Origin of the sequence: Candidatus Gillettellia adelgis (assembly GCA_020541285.1) — a bacterium.
GTDB classification, from domain to species: Bacteria; Pseudomonadota; Gammaproteobacteria; order Enterobacterales; family Enterobacteriaceae; genus Gillettellia; species Gillettellia adelgis.
Genome location: CP047043.1, coordinates 169837 through 189958 on the forward strand (window position 1 = coordinate 169837; position 20122 = coordinate 189958).

Sequence of the window (20122 nt, forward strand, 5' to 3'; positions counted from 1 at the left end):
ATTGCGCCGAAGATCAATGATCGTATATTTATCTTGTACGTTCAAAATATTAAACTCATAGTATTTATTCATAGAACTTTTACAGTAGTTTACATGTAGGGTGAAGTACTGCATTACTTGAATCTTGCTATGAATTACTTAGCTATGCACGTTTTATTGCGAGCGCTTAAAAGATATCTATAGAACAATTCATTGCTCAATAACTGATGAATCAAGTGTTTACTCTAGATTAAATATAAAATATAAGGCGTAAGACGTAGTAATTTAGTGGTTTACGCTAATGTTGTAAGAGCTGAAACACACCAGTATGTATGCAGAATGCATATATATTTATGTATGCAGAATGCATATATATTATAGTGTACAAATCACCGGAATTTATTAACATAACATGTTGTATACTGAAACACCATGTGTTTTGTGAGCGCAATTTGGATGTTTATGCGAGAATCATGAAAATGTGCGCTATTTTAATAAAATAAGTTGTAATCATTGAGGCATACTGAACAACGCGGCAATAATACTATTATTGTCTTTGTCAATAAAAAACTAAATGCGGTATAGGTTATAGAAAATCATAAAGTACACAGTAAAGACTCAATGCTGTTGTTAACAGTCCGCCAGAAAACAACAGAACCACTATGTTTGCAATATACTAACTGAAGTCTTTACAACAAATTATTGCTTAGAGAATGCATAATAACTTTCAGATACTACATACGCCGTTTTAAATGTATTAAGTATCGTGCTTGATAATAATCAAAGTCGTAGTAAATTGCTTGTTTTCAATTTATATCAGTGCCTATACCACATTTTCGCTGCTGTATGACTAAATAAATACACTCGGCAGTGCTAAATTTTATACACTACTTAAAACTGTACTAGTTAGGAAAGCAAATTATCAAAATAAACCAATAATTTTACCTCAATATAGGTATGTAGTGTAGACTCCTTATCTAGAGTCACATATCTTGTAATAGATCATTCGGATGTAAATTGCACATTAAACATAGTATTCTTGAAGAATGAGCACTGTCAGTATTGTTCAACTGCATTTTAATTAATAAACAGTATGACAGGATAAATACTAAGTCAGACTTGAGTATAGAGAAGAACGCCAATATGGAAAAAAATAAACAATTTAGTTTTTTCCGACTTGGCTTTAGTCAGAAAAACAATGCACAACAACATCTTAGACGCACGGAGTTTTAGGCCTTAAAGACATCGATGGAATTAGTTGCTAATAAGGCACTGAATTCTATGTACTCTGTAGATAGATTTAAAAAGTTAGATAGTGATCCAGTGAATAAAATTAATTGCAAAAAGTTTACCCAGAGCATGTCAAGTGCTAAGGTATAAAAACCGGTGGTTAACATCTTCGCTAAAAGTTTTGTAGTCAAGCCAGAAGGATTGGCCGTTTTTACTACAGATTCAGTAACGATCGTTTAAAAAGTGCTAGTTAAACAAAAGTTAAGTATCATTACCCGGAAGCAGAAAAGATTAATGACAAAAACCATGTTTGCGCGGCTAAAATATAGTCTGCTAAAAACTAAAAAAAATTTTGGCTCTTGTTTTTACGGCTTATTCTTTGGTAATAAAGTCGGCGAGGATTTATTTAATATGCTGGAAGAGCAGATGTTAACTGCTGACGTTGGAGTAGAAACGACTCGTAAGATTATTGCTGCTCTTACGCAGCATGCCAATAAAAAACAGTTAAAAAACGCCGAAGCATTATATGATACGCTTAAGATAGAAATGTCAAAAATGTTATCTAAAATTAATCGGCCACTCGAGATAGGTAAAAACACTCCGCATATTATTCTCATCATTGGCGCGAATGGGGTAGGAAAAACCACTACTATAGGAAAATTAGCAAGTCAGTTGCAGATTGAAGGTAAGTCAGTCATCTTGGCTGCAGGTGATACCTTTCGTGCAGCAGCGATTGAACAATTACAGGTATGGGGTAAACGTAGTAATATTCCAGTGGTGGCAAAGCATACTGGTGCTGATTCTGCTGCAGTGATTTTTGATGCAATACAGATTGCTAAGGCCCGTAGTATTGAGGTGTTAATTGCTGATACTTCAGGTCGTTTGCAGAATAAAACGCATCTAATGGAAGAGCTAAAGAAGATCGTCCGTGTAATCAAAAAAACAGATGTTAAAGCTCCTCATGAAATTATTCTGACGCTTGATGCTAACACTGGACAGAACGTCATTAGTCAGGTAACATTGTTTAATAAAGCAGTTGGTTTAACGGGTATTATATTAACTAAGTTAGATGGTACTGCGAAAGGTGGCTTAATTTTTGCTATTGCTGATTACATTAACATCCCCGTTTATTATATTGGTGTAGGGGAAGGCGTTGAAGATTTACAGCGGTTTAAGGCTGATCAATTTATTGAAGCACTATTTTCCTGATACGATGAAAGTAACTCACATTGTTAATGTGTAATAGTTACGCTCTGCTAGTCCAACTATTATTACTAAAATGATAATCAATAATACCAAGCCAATTATCTATCTTTGTGATCTTTATCATATTGATTCTAGATTAAAAATATCGGATAGGGCAAGAATCAACGCATGCTAGTGAATCACGAAACACGGAAAATAGCTAACCTTCACAAGCAGTGAATATAAAATTATGCTTGTATTGGTAAGATTAAGTAATTTAGTTTGGTAAGATTAAGTAATTTAGTATAGAGTGTTGTTAACGCAATAACGATAAGGGTGCTTATGTTCATCCTGAGTATGCTTACTTATACTATATTCATGTAATATACTGTACCTAAAAGACTAATGATGTCATATGTTTTAATTAACTATGAGTCGAGTATTTACTAAAAAAAGATGTTTATTGCACATCGTAAACGCTGTACAAAGTAAATTCTAACGTAGAATCAAGTATAATACGTACCTGTTTTTTTGAATTGGTTTATCGCGAACTAAAAAAAATGATTAGATTTCGTGCTTCCTTAAACATGATAACAACACATAAGATATTGCCAGTGGTGGTCAAAACACTAAAGACGCGTTTATTAAAGTCATACGTATCACATGCTTTTACGATCATATAGTATTTGTTAAGTGTATAGATTGGTGCACGTATATAACAACTAGTTTCCGGAGTTACTGTAGTAAATAAGTAAAATTATCAAATACCGGTAATCACTACTAATATAACGGTAGTGGTGGTGTCTTTAAAAGCGCCTCCATATAAGCATTATAGCTGTTTTCATATCATTAACATGATAAAATTTATCAGTATCATATTGGATAACATCCAGTAGTCTTTTTAAGAACAGTAAAAAAGACGGTGTATTCTTATGCCTGCATATCGTTGATATTGTATTAGCGTTAAAATTCACAATAGAATGGGTCTTAAATCAAGTAAGCAAGCTTGTAGCCACTTATATGTTTTGTGCCAACCTTAGATACCAGTGTTTATCGATATCTCCGGGATAATTCGTTGATGCGCTGATACGTATGAACTGCAATATGCACATCGCTTGATATGATAGCAAGATTACTTATGTACACTTGTTATTTTTTAATAGTCAACAAGTTGTTGAATAAACTTAAAGATACAATGGACGTCAGTGAGCCAATAGCATTGGCTCAGATTTTTTATAAAGCGTTTAACTGTACTGCAAAGTATTATTATAATGTCAGCATCGTTAAAGTTATTAATTTATTGTATCGAATTGTATCTATGCAACTGCAGTATTTCTCGGCGATTCTAGTTATTTTATTAATATTTAAAAAATCACTAGAAATATTTTAACGCCTGTTATTAGGTGCAATCTCATATTAAAACTAGTAAAATGATTCATAAGATAAGGGTCTTAAAGTATAAATGATATATAAAGCATTTAAAATATAAAAGTATTTTTAAAAAATAGCAACTGCCAACAAACCAATTATTTGTTTGACATACTGATTACCTATTATAATAGATGTCTCATAAGAGAGGATACGCATGACCAAAGACATACACAATTTATCTTTAGTACCTCAAGGTAGCCTAGAAGCTTATATCCGGGCAGCTAACACTTATCCAATGCTAACAGAAAAAGAAGAACATGATCTAGCCAAACGACTGCATTATCAAGGCGATTTGGGAGCAGCTAAGCTACTAATCCTAGCTCACTTGCGATTTGTAGCTCATATTGCTCGTAACTATTCAGGTTATGGTCTACCACAAGCAGACCTTATTCAAGAAGGTAATATTGGCTTAATGAAAGCTGTTCGTCGTTTTAACCCAGAAGTTGGCGTGCGTTTAGTATCTTTTGCAGTACATTGGATTAAAGCGGAAATTCACGAATATGTATTACGAAATTGGCGTATTGTTAAGGTTGCTACTACAAAAGCACAACGTAAGCTGTTTTTTAACTTACGTAAAACGAAGCAGCGTTTTGGTTGGTTTAGCCACGATGAAGTTGAACTCGTGGCTCGTGAACTGGGTGTGACTAGTAAAGACGTGAGGGAAATGGAATCCCGTATGGCAGCACAGGATATGACATTTGATTTAGCCCCAGATGATAATACTTATGATGGGCAATCACTGGCACCTGTACTTTTTTTAAAGGATAAAAGTTCTGCTTTTGCTGAAAATATTGAAGCAGATAACTGGGAAGCCAATGCTGTAGAAAAACTTACCTATGCACTGGAAGGTCTAGATGAGCGTAGTCAACATATCATTCGCGCTCGTTGGTTGGATAGCGAGCATAAATCTACGTTACAAACGCTAGCCAATCAGTATGGCGTATCTGCCGAACGTGTACGACAACTTGAAAAAAATGCCATTAAAAAATTAAAAGTAGCAATTGAAGCGTGAATTTACTTCACAATTTAACAATATAATATAAGTTTTCTATCTATAAACATTAACTGTGATGTATTATAATTTTAATGGTATATACATTAATTGCCATGCTTACCTCGCTTACTTTCTGGGGTGAGTTTATAAAGATTAGGTATATTATGGTTTTTATAACAAAAATTCTTTGAGACATAATCTGAACTATTTTATCTGTAAGGTAATCAATAGTTATGCTTATTTTTTTATGGGCGATTTCAACTCTGGTGTACGAGAATAATATTGCTATAAAGTGCTTAATGATATAGAAAATGACCACTAATATACCACTCAGGGTAAATATTTTGACAATATGTTATGGAAGCGAATTATATTTTCCATAAATTTTCTGATAAGGCATTCTGTTCTGGTATTTTAGAATAAAAATCTAATTTACTCATGCTTTAATTTTACTAAACACGTCTATTTTGCTTGATATCTTGTCCGTCCGAATTATTTGAACACGCAAAGAATGAGCTGCTATTTTATTTACAGCGCTTACATTTGAGGGCGCGTTTAGGTGATAATATCACATGGACTATCAGCGTATGAAGCATAGATCTAAGATCGTTGCAAGTAAGTTAGCACTTATCTTTAAGAGGTAAACAATGGTATGACACTAGAGGCGCAGTATTACTATATAAGCATGACGGAACGGTAAATATTCAAGATTTTAAAGTGTGTTTACTGTTTCGGTGTTTGGATTAATATATTACTGTTGGGTAACGAATGATTACTAACTATTGTATAAGCGAGTCTACTAATCAATAATTCATATTAATTGTTTATACTAATGAAGATAAAACAGGTATTTGAGTATTAGCAAAGTGCTTTAAGCATCGAAGGTTATTTTTTCAGGATATATTATATCACTGAATTATTATCTGGCATATCAAGTTTTGCATATTGTAACATCATTATTTTAATTAAGTGTTAAAAAATTTGGCAAAGTGATGTAAAATAGTTAAATTAGTATTTAATTATCAACTAATATACATGATTCAATGAGTTTTTCCTAAGAATACAAGTTTTAAGGAGATGACATGTTTTACGTCAAGATCCTTATTTTATATGTAGAGCGCATGTAATTTTTTGACAGTTGATGGTAATTCCAATAACATTGTTGATTCTTCATTGTAATAATTGATACAGGAATCAGTATCATATTCCTACCGGAATGATTTCATTAAAAGACACAGTGATTTTATCGCCCTCTTTATTGATTATACGTATTCACTTTTTCACTAGTTTAACACCATGATGACGTATTTTATCCAGGAAGGTATATACTTTCTATTATGTTGGTTTTATCCCATTGTGATAAATCGTCAAAGTGAGTTTGTATGTATGACACTCAACGTGTAAGGTTTAGCAATGTTAGTGATATTATGAAATTCAGAAAGCATATAATATTTAGAGGAGTACGGACTGCCGTCCATGCTTGCCTATAGTTTTACTCAACTAATTTTATTTACATGCTAGTTTAACTTTTGTTGTATAACAATTATTGATATATGGGAAAACTTTATTGTCTTTTCCTGTTGTTGAGGGTGTGTGGTTTTTTTGCCTATCGCTATTATACACTTCTAGTGTACCTAAGACAAAGTACACGATAATTATATATAACTGACATTGTATCAGTGTAGTTAGTTTTATACTAAAACATTATATTAAATGCTGAACTACTTGTTAATTAAAGTCATGACAAGTTGCATAGTTAGTAGCAAACATGTATAAAATATTAAGTAACTCTATGGTTTTCATGATACTAACACGGTTATCCAGGATATATGTTAAAATTCCGCTAGTTATTACTCACATAACTGCTGATATATGTATGTATAGTAGTCTGACATAATCGAAAAGTTTGCATAATTAGATTTAATTTTTTTTATCAAGTACTAGTAGTGTCACTGTTCTATAATGATGTTTGTTATTGCAGTATTTATGCTAGAGCAATTTAAGTGATATATCTACCTGGTGAGATGTAAAATTTATAAGGCTATAAAAGTATTATCTTATACAAAAAAGAAAAAATTGATAATACTTGACTACATAAGTTTAAAAACACAGTAATCGCTAATTCAAGTTCTAACTCAGCCGGCTTCAAGTGATAAAAGGTCAAAAAGTTATCTTAGTACCCACGGGTAACTGGAATATATATCACGTTTATTAATGTCTTCTGTTTATTACATAGTTATACACATAAATCTCAAAAAATTTAAGATACATAACAAAATATCTTACAAAGATAAAATATAATAATTTTCTAGAGATCATAGAAAATTATAATAAAAGAGTTATTCAATACGAATGGTTTGATGTGTGCTTAGTAAGCTATCAAAAAACAGCTATGATAACTAAAATAGCATTAGGATTTTATTATAGAATGATTCTTCCATCAAGAGAATTTTTCTATCTAATAGATCTGGATATTTTACTGTTTTAACCTAATCTGCGTAAGTAATGGTTATTATGTGATATTTGTGATGTAATGATCGTTAATAATGTATGTTTGTTAGTATACAATCTAAATATAGATATTGGCGTGTTTGAGTGATCTCTCGAATATGCCAAGATCTGTATTGGCATTATTAATAAGTAACTTTAATTAATACTGCGCGAAGGGTTATCATGTGTCATGTAGCGCGGTATCTGCAAAGCAGTTACCGATCTTACAATGATAATAGGCATAGATTATAATTACTTCATGTTCGACCATGTTGTTTAACGATATCATGTTAATGATCATGCATTCATCGGTTACTAAATTGTATGGCTTTGATAAAGCCCAAATACATCAGAGGATTTTTATATTATCTATTTGTCAAGGTAAAATGTACAGCGCCGTTCTTAAAATGATGATGAATGACAATACTTATATCATAAAATTAACCTAGCAGGTCGTAAATTGTCACTAATCTAAAATTATTCCTCATATAGATAAGTTTTTATCTATAAAGTCGCTGCGCTGACACAATAGTATTAGGTATTATAGTATTTCTAAAATTCAAGCATCTGCATCATGATGCTGATGCTTGTTGAGCCAGTGTTTTTAATATAGTGTTATTATTAATCATGCAAACTGAGTAATTTAGTGGTATTTGTCAGTGTAAGATATTTATGACTGCCTAAGTATATGAGCTATACTTTTCTGATTATAGCTTTCTGCATTCTAGTATGTCAGCGTATATAATTAGCAGCTATCAAATAACACTGATACATTATATAATTAAAATTATTTAATGCATAAGACAAAATTATTTGGCCGTTTAATACAAAATATAATGGCATTTGTATGCACTGTAAGTGCTGAATGATAGCAATGGGAAGATAAGTTAAAAAATTTACTTTTAATTTAACTGTAGGTTAAGTGTTAAACATAAAGTTTTCTATATTCTAATAGTTTTATTAGAATAGTAATTACAAGAAGAAAACTGACTAAATATATCACGTTAAATGTCGCTGATTTTTGTGCATTGCAGTTAAAGTATAGCTATCTCTAGCTATACTTTAACGATGAGAGGTAGATCATACTGTGCGTATAGTAATAGCCTTTGGCAGCTTCTCTTGGAAACAATAAAATTAGATGAGGTTATCTATCAAGTTGAGTTCTCCGATGATCTGTGTCACCCAACTTAAAATACGTTCGTCAGTTAACGCTGGTTGACGGTCTTCGTCGATCACTAATCCAATAAAGTTATCTTGGTCTGCTAAGCCTTTCGATGTCTCAAAGTCGTAACCTAGGATCGGCCATTTACCAACTATAGTGGCGCCAAGCGGCGTAATAATATCGTGTAAAGTACCCATTGCATCACAAAAGTATTCAGCATAATCTTCCTGATCACCACAACCAAATAATGCTACTCGTTTGTCACGAAAGTTTATTGTTTTTAGCGTGGGGAAAAAGTCATCCCAATCGCACTGTGCTTCACCATAGTACCAAGTTGGAATACCTAATAACAGAATATCACAAGATTCTAGATGTGCCTTGGTGCTTTTTGCGATGTCTTGTATAGTGCATATTATATTGCCACATCGTTCACGGAGAATTTTTTGGATTATGTTAGCAATGCGCTCAGTATTGCCAGTATCGCTCCCAAAGAAAATACCTACTATAGCCATATGTATATAACCTTTAATTTAAATATATTGTAGAATTCAATTTCCGTATTAGTAGAATGAATACAAGTACATCATTCTAAGTGAGAGTTTATGACACTATAGTAACGCCTATTCCTTGCTGGTTTCGAGTACCTCTAAGTGCTATGCTATTGATAGAATAGTAAAAGATTAGCGCTGTTATTGCTTTTATATTATATTAGTAATATAAGCTCATGCCGCTTACTATAGTTAGTATTTTTATTTCGTAAGTTTCCATACAAGGTAAAGATTTTCTCATCGATATATAGTACTATGCAAGATGCTCTAGATACATATGAGGTTAGTAGTCATTGCTTCAATAATATACTGCTTTACAGTTTATCCTTATTTCTTCTATATATATTTTATTAGAAATTTTACATCAGTACATACCCTAAAAAAAGGTATTTTAGGAACGTGTAGTATGAACACTACCAGTCTAGTGACTAGCAGTGTTTTTACCTAGAAATACAATTCGTTTAGATACACGTAAAATAGCTCGCCTGTAAAAAACAGTTAGTCCTAGCTTTTGTGTTCTGATCTTATTCGCTTAGACAACCACTTTGGGTCTAGCACAGCGCTGTTTAATCGTTCATCCATGTAATGAGTTGCTTTAATCAACAAGATGACATACGAATAATGTTGATATTTCTTTGACCAATAATATAAAGAAAACTCATAGGTAATACGTGGTAACATTGCACTAGTTATTTTTGTGTTGTTTATGCTAAAATATTCATTGGCAATGTAGTATAACTATGATAAAGCTATCTTTATACAGTAAAGATACTGGATAAAGATAACACGAGGTTTTATAGCACCAACCTGCTGCATTAAAGATTTTAGTTTGTCTAGAAAATGATAAATAGATATATTATATCTATTGCGGATAATTTTCATATAATATATATATTATTTAACTTAAACATCATACCTAAAAGAGATGACCTATGATATTTTAGTTGCTGTTGATAGATGACGGAATCTATTACTTCTATGGTATTTACAAATCAAAGCTGATCAGGTCAGCTGATACGTTATGAGCATTAGTAAATGCAGTTTATTGATAATCTATTTATGTGAATATCGTTGTAACTTACTGGTAATACTGCCACATAAACCTGTAGCCACATCACCTTAATCTAAGGATTCCTGTTTGGCATCTCGTTGTTAATCAAATGCCTTTAACCACATCAATTAGTATGATTGATCGAACTATATGAAAATATGGCGTGGTTTCTAGTTATGTGTGTCCTATCTGAAAAAATACAGTGAAATACTCAAAATAGTTATTTAGTAAATTAATATTATTAAACTTTTACTCTAAGTCGTAGAGTTTTATTACAAATTTCCTTACAAGGAACTATACAAATTATCACGCACTTAGTTTGGTTGCGCAATGATCTTCGTATGATCGATAATCATGCACTGCATGCCGCTTGTCTCGCGATTAATGCTAGAGTATTAGTAGTATTTATCGCTACTCCAAAACAATGGCATGAGCATGATATGGCTCCATGCCAGGAAGAATTTATTTACGCTAGTTTGCAGCAGTTAAAACGGGAATTAGCACAAAAAGGAATACCTCTGTATTACCATGAGTGTGATAACTTTGCCGATTCTGTTGACTGGATAATACATTATTGTATAAGGCAGGAGGTAGCGGTCTTATTTTATAATCGACAGTACGAACTAAATGAACGGAGACGCGATGAACAAGTAGAACAACGTCTCTCTGGTTGTGTCCGCTGCCAGCATTTTGATGACAGTTTATTATTGCCACCAGGAAGTGTGAACACTAGCAGCGGCAAAACATATAAAGTTTATACGCCATTCCGTAATGCTTTTATTCGTCGATTAACAATATCTAATGTGTCTTGTTATCCTGCACCTAAACAACGTGGTAATTCACTTTTAATGTGTGATAGCTCTGAAGCATATGAGAGTATAACGCGGAACCTACCTGCTGATTTCCCTATTGGTGAGCAGGCGGCATTACAGCGGTTACGGATATTTTGTCGGGGAAAAGCGCAAGATTATTTAATCCTGCGCGATCTACCCGCTATTACAGGAACTAGTAGCTTGTCGCCATATCTGGCAATTGGCACATTATCACCTCGCCAATGCTTTAATTATCTGCGCGCTGAACATCCAGGGGTATTAAAAGAGTGCGATAGCGGTCCATTTAGTTGGCTAAACGAGTTAATTTGGCGTGAATTTTATCGAAACCTGATCATAGCGTATCCGATGCTGTGTAAACGGCAACCTTTTATCGCTTGGACAAATAAGATATGCTGGCGGAATAATGCATACTTATTTCAAGCCTGGAAAGAAGGAAAAACAGGTTATCCAATTGTAGATTCGGCCATGCGTCAACTTAACAGTACTGCTTGGATGCACAATAGGTTGCGGATGATCACTGCTAATTTTTTAGTAAAGGACCTACTAATTGACTGGCGTGCCGGTGAACGTTATTTTATGTCGAAGCTGCTGGATGGTGATTTTGCATCTAATAATGGCGGCTGGCAATGGGCGGCTTCTACCGGCACTGATGCTGTTCCTTATTTCCGTATGTTTAACCCGATCAACCAAGGTAAAAAATTTGACCCATACGGTATTTTTACTCGAAAATGGTTGCCTGAACTAGCAAATGTACCGAATCATGCTATTCATCAACCGCATGATTGGGCGAAAAAGCACAATCTTGTATTAGATTATCCATTGCCAATAGTGGATCATCAAGAGTCTCGTCGGCAAACGATCGCAGTCTTTAAAGCGGCGAAATCCGCAGGATCAGAAGAAAATAAAAAAGAGCATTAACGACTAAGTAGCAACAATCAGTCAGACCACACGTATTTTTGGAGTAAATTAATAGAACTTCATATCTATAAATGCAAGGTAATGATTTAGAGTTTATGTTGATTATTGAGATTAGTGAGATTATCTTAAAACTAATTCTTCGACTAACATTACATGTATTCAGAGTAGATAGTACGTCTTAGAAGTCAGGGTATCCGCTTTAATCGATTATTAGGTTCGCTATATCAACCGTATTTAATTTAATTGTATTATAGTTGAGAAAAATAAAGCGTAGTACATGATCTTATAGATGCTTATCTTGTAGTATGCGTTGCAGTAGTTATCGTTAAGAGTATTAGCTGACAGCTAAGATGGTCGTAGCATAAGATATTCAACGTACTACAAAATCCTGGCATGCATATATACACTTAATAAGTATTTTTTAATCAGTGCAAATATGCATGCTATGCATACACTAACATTAAACATTTTCAACTGTTAGTTCGAAAATACATAATAAAACTAAATCTCTGGTACGATAATATTATGCATAGTTTTCTTGTTATATGTTGAGCCTCTCTGTGAATGGCGCCATACTTGTGTTGTATTATTCTATGTACTTCGCGATGTCTACCCTCATTAATCTTATTACTAGCCATGCCATGCAATCATTTAAGGATACCTCTAATAGTTAGAAAGTGGACCTTTTGCCAGTTGTGTCGCTCTGCATAAAGCAACTTCATCGTGGACGTGATATGCGATAAAGTGAAATTTTTGACTAAGAACAATCAGCTAACTAATTGATTTTCTTCTTATAAATACTGAATGCACTTGCGTATATCTTTTCAGAATTCTCACCAGTATGATGCTATAATGATATTATAAAATCATAAAATGATGCAGATCATACTGCCAAGACAACGAATGTATAAAATATCTAAAACGCACCATAAAGTAGGAATTCACGATAGATTAGATGCTTCCCTGCATTAAAAATAATTATATCTCTTTTACTACCGGATATGATAATGCAAACAGCCTCCGTTGTTACCAAGACGGAGTAAGACTAAACGTATAAGAAAAACTATTTGCTAGATTATTGAGATTAAGTATGTAATAGTGGAATACTACCATAGCTAGTGTTTAGTAAGTATTAGAGGTCTGATATAATAAGCGAGGATTATGAATAATCTTGATTTAGAACAGTTGATTAACAAAGAGCTAAATACTATTGCGTTTCAGGATTATAGTCCTAATGGACTACAAGTGGAAGGACGCCGGCATGTAAACGTTATTGTTACCGGGGTTACCGCTTGCCAAGCGTTGTTAGATGTAGCAGTAGAACGACAGGTCGATGCAATCATTGTACACCATGGTTATTTTTGGAAAAATGAAACATCTTTAGTATGTTCTATAAAACGTAATCGGCTGAAAACGTTGCTAAGCAATGATATTAATCTATATAGTTACCATCTTCCACTGGATGCGCATCCAGTACTAGGTAATAATGCACAACTCGCACAATCTCTAGGTATCCAAGTAATTGGTACTGTAGAACCTTTTGTTGCATACGGAGAGCTTAATCCTCCGTTAAATAGCATGCTATTACAAGATCGCATTGAAAATTGTTTAAAGCATAGCGTATTACATTATGGTAATAATACAGTAACGCATATCCGTCGTGTAGCTTGGTGTACAGGTAGCGGTCAAGGTTTTTTTGAAAGTGCAGCACGTTTTGGGATCGATGCCTTTATTAGTGGTGAAGTATCAGAGCAGACTATTCATATCGCAAGGGAGATGGGGGTACATTTTTTTGCTGCTGGTCACCACGCTACAGAATGTGGTGGCATTAAAGCACTAAGTGCATGGTTGGTAAAGCAGCATGGTTTTAATGTAACTTTTATTGATATTGAAAATCCGGCATAATTTCTGATGTGTTTATTGTTTATATTAGTATTATTACGCGTGGTTCGAGAGACTAAACATTGGGACGATATACTACAATGAACCATGTAAGTTAATGTGGTTACTTTTGTGTTAACTGCTTGTATATATATTATTAATTCAAGATACAGAGTGGATGTCTTTTTTAATTGTTTTGTTTGTCTTGAGTGATTTAACCGCACTTTAAATATAACAATTATATATCGTTGATACTGCATGTTACATCTGTAATACGTGTTCTATTGACTGCGCTTACCGACCAATATGCGTGATTAAATATCCATGAATAGATGCACTGATGTGCAACATCGTATCGCGCTAATAACATTGCTATTCAAATTAGTTCCCATTCATTTGTTATGCTATTACTTTTCCTATCATCTTCGATAAGATAAATATATTTGCGTCTTGCGTGATTTGGCGGATGATGTATTATCAATAACGATATTTATTGTGTAGTAAATTCTATTCTAGCATTACTATGCTAGTGATATTTTCAAGTGTATCATCTGCGCTACTCTATAGATAAGTATATTGTCGCATGTTTATTATTTTAGCTTTTCTCCGTTATGGATATCATTATATACCCATTGTTTTTGTGTGTGTAAATATTACACGCAGTACAAGGCTGAGTGTAGTCGTTCTAGTATTGTAGTTTTTGTAGGTTTTATTAACAGTGTATTTGCATTGTAAATCGATATTCATATGCTATACTAGAAAATATTTACATAGCTAAAATTATTGTGGAATAACTACTTAATCATATAAGGTAGCAGTACGTTCATACCTTTTTATCTATAGAGTATAAAGATCTTTTCGGTTATTTAAAATTATTAGTAAAGTAGTGCGTCTATTTTATAATTTTACGACATCTTAGGGTTTTTATTGTTGCATTTTATCTGACTACTAGAAATAGTATGTCTTATATAGCTCTGTAACAGTCTTATTAAAGACGCGAAGCCTAAAAATTATGTTAGAGTTTTACTGTTCAATAGTTACGAACATAGTGGTATAGAATGACATATTTTCTATCTTGTTATTTTAATAGGGATTTTAAGTAGTGGCATCTTCCTTAGGTGAATATGACTGGTTTTATAAAACAGGATTAGATTTAAAATACCCACTGTCTTTCATTAAGATAAAAGCAGTCGCTAGATGGCTATTCCATTCTCTTAGAGCATGACTGATTTATTGCGATATAATAGGTAAATCTTTAATAAGAGGGTTGAGCGACTTTGGTAGCGTCAAACTAACCTAGACTAGCTAAGTGATGTTGACTCTTGTTTTACAAGACCACAGATCTGCTATTCGGTTTCTGGGATGCTAGTGGTGTATTGCTAAAAGAGGCTTCACGTAGTTATGTCAGGTTGGCGTAAAATTTATTATAAGTTATTAGATTTACAATTTAGATTTTTAGTAAGAAGTACGGTCATTCCATCAGATCCGGTCAGGGAATTGGGTTTAGACCCTTCACGTCCTATTTTATATGTTTTGCCTTACAATTCTAAAATAGATTTACTGACGCTCAGTACTCAATGTCTAGCGAAAAATTTGCCTAATCCTTTTGATCCATTTAAAATTGGTAGTTCAGTGCTGCCGAGCTATGTCTTTATTCATGATAATTCTCGTCTATATCGTTATTACACACTGGAAACCGAGTCAGTTAAACTCTTCCGTGATTACTTGAACTTGCACTATAGTCATCCATACTTAAATGTTCAGGTTCTTCTAGTTTCAGTAATGTTTGGTCGCTCACCTAGGCGTGAAGGCCAATGTAATCCACACGTACGCTTTTTAGATAGCATACAAAAATTATTCTCTGTGCTATGGCTAGGTCGTGACAGCTGCGTTTGTTTTTCTAATATTGTTTCTCTGCGTCTCGTAGCTTCTCAATACGGTGCAGATAAATTTATCGCACAGAAGCTCGCACGTGTAGCGCGCATACATTTTTCACGTCAGCATCTAGCGGCCGTCGGCCCTAGTCTGCCAGCACGTCAGGATTTATTTAAGAAGCTCTTGGTTTCTAAAGCGATTGAAAAAGCGATTGCAGATGAAGCTCACAGTAAGAAAATTTCTCTTAATGAAGCTAAGAGGCATGCAGTTGCATTCATGAAAGAGATTGCTGCTAATTTTTCCTACGATATTTTACGTCTTTCCGACCGTGTATTACGTTGGACTTGGAATAGACTGTATCAAGGCATTAATGTTACAAATGCTGAGCGTGTACGAAAGTTAGCACAAGATGGTCACGGCCTTGTTTACGTACCATGTCACCGTAGTCATATGGACTATTTATTATTGTCTTATGTATTGTATCACCAGGGATTAGTACCTCCTCACATAGCGGCTGGAATCAATCTTAATTTTTGGCCAGCTGGACCAATCTTTCGTCGACTAGGCGCTTTTTTTATTCGCCGTACCTTTAAGGGTAACAAACTCTACTCGATGGTATTTCGTGAATATCTCAGCGAGTTATTCACTCGTGGTTACTCGGTGGAATACTTTGTAGAAGGCGGTCGCTCTCGTACTGGACGCTTATTAGAACCTAAGACTGGAACGCTATCTATGACGATTCAAGCGATGCTACGTGGTGGCAGTCGACCTATTACTCTTGTGCCAATTTATATTGGTTATGAGCACGTTATAGAAGTCGGCACTTATGCTAAAGAGTTGCGCGGTGCTATTAAGGAAAAAGAAGGTCTATTGCAGATGTTGCGTGGTTTACGTAAATTACGTAATCTTGGTCAGGGTTATGTGAATTTTGGACATCCGTTGCCATTAACAGCTTATCTAAATTTACATGTACCACAGTGGCGTCAATCAATTGGATCGATTGAAGCTCAACGCCCCAGTTGGTTAGCATTAACAGTTAATAATATCGCAGAAAAAATTATGGTACGCATTAATAATGCCGCCGTAGTTAATGCTGTAAATCTATGCTCTACTGCGTTACTAGCCTCCCGCCAACATGCACTAACTCGTCAGCAATTACTTGAACAACTTAAGTGCTACTTACAATTAATGCGGAATGTACCTTATGCACAGGATGTAGTGTTACCCACTCAGACACCAGATGAGTTATTAAATCATGCATTGAGCATGAATAAATTTAAAGTAGAGCAGAACAATGTTGACGATATTATCATCCTTCCACGTGCGCAGGCGGTTCTGATGACCTATTACCGCAATAATATTCATCACCTGTTAGCATTGCCTTCATTGATTGCCACTATCTTAATGCATCACCGTAAAATATTACGCAAAGAGCTGTTGCGGCAAATTGATCTACTGTATCCCTTGTTAAGAGCGGAATTGTTCCTGCATTATAAAAAAGAAAAGTTATTAGATGAACTGCAGCTGTTAATTAAGGAAATGATTCGTCAACAATTAATTTGTGCTAAGGATAAAGATCTTATACTGAATCCAGTGCGTAGTCTTTCATTACAGTTGCTAGCTGCTAGTGTACATGAAATCCTGCAACGTTACGCCATTACTATGTCAGTCTTGAGTGCTAAACCAAGCATTAACCGCGGTGCGCTAGAAAAAACAAGTCGTATTATAGCACAGCATTTTTCAATGTTACAAGGCATTAACGCGCCGGAATTTTTTGATAAAGCAGTTTTTGTTACCCTTATAGCAACGCTGCGCGAAGAAGGCTATATCAACGATTTTGGTAATGTCATGTGTGAACATACTTTTGAGATATATGCTATACTAAATGATTTGATGACTCCGGAAATTAAGTTAACTATTGAAAATATTAGTATGTTAGTAGCAATCAATATGCGAGATTAATCAGCTATTGCAGAAATGAAAGGTGTCATGGTATACGACAACGAATTGTCTGAATTAGATTATATTGATCTTTGTTTTTGAGAATTAATTTAATAATTAAAGCATTTAGTTCTGAATAAACGTTAAAATAAATAACGTTCTGATATAGTGATACGATTCATGAAGTAGTTTTACAAGTAACAAACTCATGCAGTTTAATTACTAGTTATTACATAAATCACTGATGTATGAAATGGTAAGGTTAAAGATAGTTTTTCTTATTGTGCTTTAAAGATAAAATATACAAGTGATTTAATCTATCTTACTAGAACATATTTAGTATATATAGCAGTCACTGCGCGGTTAGTAAGTATGGGTCAAAGTAATACAATTAGTTGTTCAGTACAAGTGTAATATTTAACGTACTTTTAAGAACAGCCTAAATAATGCTAAAAATTTTATGGCGTTTAAATAGTGCATATATTTTATTGTATATTCACAGATCAAGCGAGATTAATATTTCTTCAATAAATTAATGACAAGCTTTGATGCATACGCAATATATTGCTATTGCTAATATATGTGCAAAATAATATATATTTTAAAGCTGTGAATTTTTAAATTAGTAATGCAGAGTTCTATAACCACTTATATAGATAAGTGAGTGTTAGATTGTTCTTCTTTAGTATTAAAATTTTATCTTCTCGTCACTAAGCTAGAGAATGTAATTTTATGCAATTAATCTAACTGTGTAAGAAGAACTATGAGTGATCTGAGAGTTATGAAGAAGGCTCTCTATTAACCAAGGTAACTAAGATTACGATAACTATTAAACAATACTGTAGGTTCTAAAAGATTATTTTAGAGAACATCATAAACCGAGCAGAGAACTTCTGGAATATTAATGTCATATAGAGTTTTTACAAGGCTTCCGAAAGAACGCGAGTGCCTAAGGTAGGTGACAAACGCTGTGGCAAATTAGTGAGAATTATATCTACTAATATAGTAGAGATCCGTGATTTTATAAAATTTTCTTGGTGTATCAAAGGGTGCATGTTATATAAAATCAAAATAAATAACCTATAATGCAACTGCATAGAGAAAATAATATTAGTTAATCACTGTATTTTATATCACAGTCATTACTCCTGCATTGCCGATTTCTTTTGATAGTGTGTTTTACAATAATAACCTAATAATAGTATGATCATCCAAATAATACCGGCGTATAAAGAGGTGCGAGAGGTTGGTTGGTATCCAATGAGGCCGATGATAAAAAATAGAAAAAGAATTGCAACTGTTGAGGTAAATATCCCACCCCATAGTGGGAAGGCTAGATTATTTTCTTGAGTTTTGCTGAGGCTACAACGAAAAGCAATCTGTGAACATAAAATCATAATCCACACCCAAACAGTCGCAAAAGTCGCTAGAGCAGAGATCGTCAAGAAGACATGTTTTGGTATAACATAGTTAAGATATACAGCTAGAAACAGCATCAACATCATCATTAGCAATGGTACCCATGGGATTCCCCACTTAGAGATTTTATTACATATCTTTGGTGCATGACCATGTTCAGCCAGGCTATATAGCATACGACTAACACCAAATACATCACTATTAATAGCTGATAGTGATGCAATTAATAATATAATATTCAAAATACTTGCAGATATAGTAATTCCCATATTTTGTAGAGTCGATACAAATGGACTACCATTGGTGCCCACTTGATTCCAGGGATAAATGGACATGATAACCAATAAAGTGCCAATATAGAATACTAGAATACGCCATGGCATTGAGTTTATGGCTTTCGGGATTGATTGTTTAGGATTTTGAGTTTCACTAGCGGTAATACCGATTATTTCAATGCCACCGTAGGAAAACATCACTAATTGTAGTGATAAGATCATTCCTATGACACCATTGCCGAAGAATCCATTATTAGACCACAGATTATGAATTCCTGTTGGTTGCCCGTTCTTTCCAAGACCCCAAACAATCATGCCAATACCAGCAATAATCATGATCATGATAGCAGAAATCTTAAAAAACGAAAACCATAGTTCCAGCTCACCAAATACTTTCACACTCATTAAGTTGGTAGCTCCGACTATCAGAACAACACCGAAGACCCAAATCCATTGTGGCATGTCAGGAAACCAGAAACCCATATAAATCCCAAAAGCTGTCACATCGGCAACAGAAACTATCAAGATTTCCAAACAGTACGTCCAACCAGTAATATAGCCTGCCATCGATCCGAGATAGTCGTGCGCATGATGCGCAAATGAACTAGCGTGGGGGTTGTTCACCAACAACTCGCCAAGTGCGCGGAGAATGATAAAAGCCACAATACCACCGATTACATAAGCAAGTAATACACTAGGACCGGCGGTTTTTATAGCGTCTGCTGATCCGTAGAACAATCCAGTTCCGATAGCTGAACCTATGGCAATAAAACGAATATGCTTCGCACTAAGATCGGGATTCAGTTTATTTTTCATAGAAATAAGGAGGGACGACTGTTGTTGCATAAATAGGCCATAATTATTAAAAATATAAAAGCACGTAGAAATGCATTATTACTTAATAAGCTTT

The 20122-nt window shown here is 34.1% G+C and carries 6 protein-coding genes and 1 pseudogene; 5 read left to right on the plus strand and 2 right to left on the minus strand.

From position 1 onward, the window contains the following. Positions 1-1515: 1515 nt before the first annotated feature. Together ftsY and rpoH are read left to right on the plus strand one after the other, a co-directional pair. Positions 1516-2418 (plus strand): annotated as a pseudogene (gene ftsY, locus GIY03_RS00345) (signal recognition particle-docking protein FtsY); the annotation flags it as partial. Between the two features lie 1561 nt (positions 2419-3979). Further along, on the plus strand, positions 3980-4837 hold the full coding sequence (gene rpoH / locus GIY03_RS00350; RefSeq protein WP_457913749.1) for an RNA polymerase sigma factor RpoH: 858 nt from the start codon (positions 3980-3982) through the stop codon (positions 4835-4837). Between the two features lie 3606 nt (positions 4838-8443). On the opposite strand, the gene fldA is transcribed toward rpoH, so the two are convergent. Beyond that, positions 8444-8983, minus strand: a complete 540-nt coding sequence (gene fldA / locus GIY03_RS00355; RefSeq protein ID WP_457913750.1) for a flavodoxin FldA — start codon at positions 8981-8983, stop codon at positions 8444-8446. 1389 nt (positions 8984-10372) lie between these two features. Here fldA and phrB point away from each other — a divergent pair. The 3 genes from phrB (at position 10373) to plsB (ending at position 17539) form a co-directional block, all read left to right on the plus strand. Further along, positions 10373-11821, plus strand: coding sequence for a deoxyribodipyrimidine photo-lyase (gene phrB / locus GIY03_RS00360; protein ID WP_457913998.1), 1449 nt, complete (start codon positions 10373-10375; stop codon positions 11819-11821). A 1161-nt stretch (positions 11822-12982) separates the two neighbouring features. Further along, a complete protein-coding gene (locus GIY03_RS00365) occupies positions 12983-13726 on the plus strand; it encodes a type 2 GTP cyclohydrolase I (RefSeq protein WP_457913751.1) in 744 nt (247 codons plus the stop codon). A 1377-nt stretch (positions 13727-15103) separates the two neighbouring features. After that, positions 15104-17539, plus strand: coding sequence for a glycerol-3-phosphate 1-O-acyltransferase PlsB (gene plsB / locus GIY03_RS00370; RefSeq protein ID WP_457913752.1), 2436 nt, complete (start codon positions 15104-15106; stop codon positions 17537-17539). Between the two features lie 1121 nt (positions 17540-18660). On the opposite strand, the gene proY is transcribed toward plsB, so the two are convergent. After that, the gene (proY, locus tag GIY03_RS00375) at positions 18661-20058 is read right to left on the minus strand and encodes a proline-specific permease ProY (protein ID WP_457913753.1); all 1398 of its coding nucleotides are present in this window, start codon (positions 20056-20058) and stop codon (positions 18661-18663) included. Positions 20059-20122 lie beyond the last annotated feature (64 nt).